Genomic DNA, 1,228 nt, shown 5'->3' with positions numbered 1-1,228 from the left:
GGCTTGTATTTAGTACGCGACGGCTCATGAATTGCACTGGCTGGTCTGGACTCCGAAACCGGCTGTCAGCCTGAGGCAAAGAATGGAAGGCTTCGATCGCAGTCTCGCGTTCATCATTGCCATCGACAATTATTCGAATGGCGTCCCACGACTTCGCACTCCGGTTGCCGATGCAAAAGCGCTGGCAAAGTGCCTGCGCGAAGATCATGGATTCGAGACCGAACTGATCCTCAATTCTGCTGCAACGCTGGGTGGGCTCCGAACCTTCCTGTCCGGTTTGCCTGATCGCGTCGGAGGCGGCGACCGGGTTCTGTTTTACTTTGCCGGGCATGGCATTGCCACGCCGAGCGATACCGGGCCGACAGGTTACATTCTGCCGCAGGATGCGGACCAGAATACCAGCGCCAATTACCTTCCAATGCTGGAACTCGACACGGCGCTCTCAGCGCTGCCGTGCCGGCACATGCTTGTCATACTGGATTGCTGTTTTGCCGGGGCGTTCCAATGGGCAAGCACGCGGTACCTCGCTTTGTCGCCCGAGCATCTGCATCAGGAACGATACAGGTGGTTCATAGAGGATCCTGCCTGGCAGGCCATCGCGTCCGCGGCTCATGATCAAAAGGCACTGGACATTGCGGCGGAGCAGCCTTTGGGAAAGAGAGGCAGCACCCAAAATCATTCTCCTTTTGCGTCCGCTCTCGTCGCCGGCCTGAAGGGCTTGGCCGATCGTGCTGCCGCCGGTCAGATGGGTGACGGCGTTATCACCGCCACGGAACTCTATCAGCATCTCGATGAGGCACTTCGGCCGCAGGGCGCCGGCGCTTTCCGGCAGACGCCGACGTTTTGGCCCCTGAAGAAGCATGACAAGGGTCAGTTCGTGTTCCTCGTTCCAGGCAGAGAACTTGACCTGCCGCCGGCCCCGGTGCTCGACGAAGATGCCAATCCATGGCGCGGGCTTGAGCCTTATGAGCCAAGGCACGCCGAGTTGTTCTTCGGCAGGGGCGAGGTCAGCAAGCGGCTTCTCCACCGCGTCCTGGACGAAAGCTTCATCGTCGTGACCGGGCCATCAGGCATCGGCAAGTCGAGCCTGGTGAGAGCCGGCCTGCTGCCGCGCCTTGCAGATGATTCATTCGAGCCGATTGTCGTCAGGCCCGGCCCGACGCCATTCGCCAGTCTTGCACGGGCTCTTGCGGCCGCGACACCTCCCGGAAGCATTGCACCGGATGAG

Annotated in this window: 1 protein-coding gene; it reads left to right on the top strand. The window is 60.5% G+C overall.

Translation table 11 applies throughout. The features are described from left to right. Window positions 1-82: 82 nt before the first annotated feature. Window positions 83-1,228, top strand: a 1,146-nt coding sequence (locus NKI54_RS36280; RefSeq protein ID WP_352694648.1) for an nSTAND1 domain-containing NTPase, incomplete at its 3' end; no start/stop codon positions are given.

Origin of the sequence: Mesorhizobium sp. M0663 (genome assembly GCF_040320585.1) — a bacterium.
Lineage (GTDB): Bacteria > Pseudomonadota > Alphaproteobacteria > Rhizobiales > Rhizobiaceae > Mesorhizobium.
Note: the sequence above shows the minus strand (reverse complement) of the source record. Positions and strands in the feature narration are given on the sequence as shown.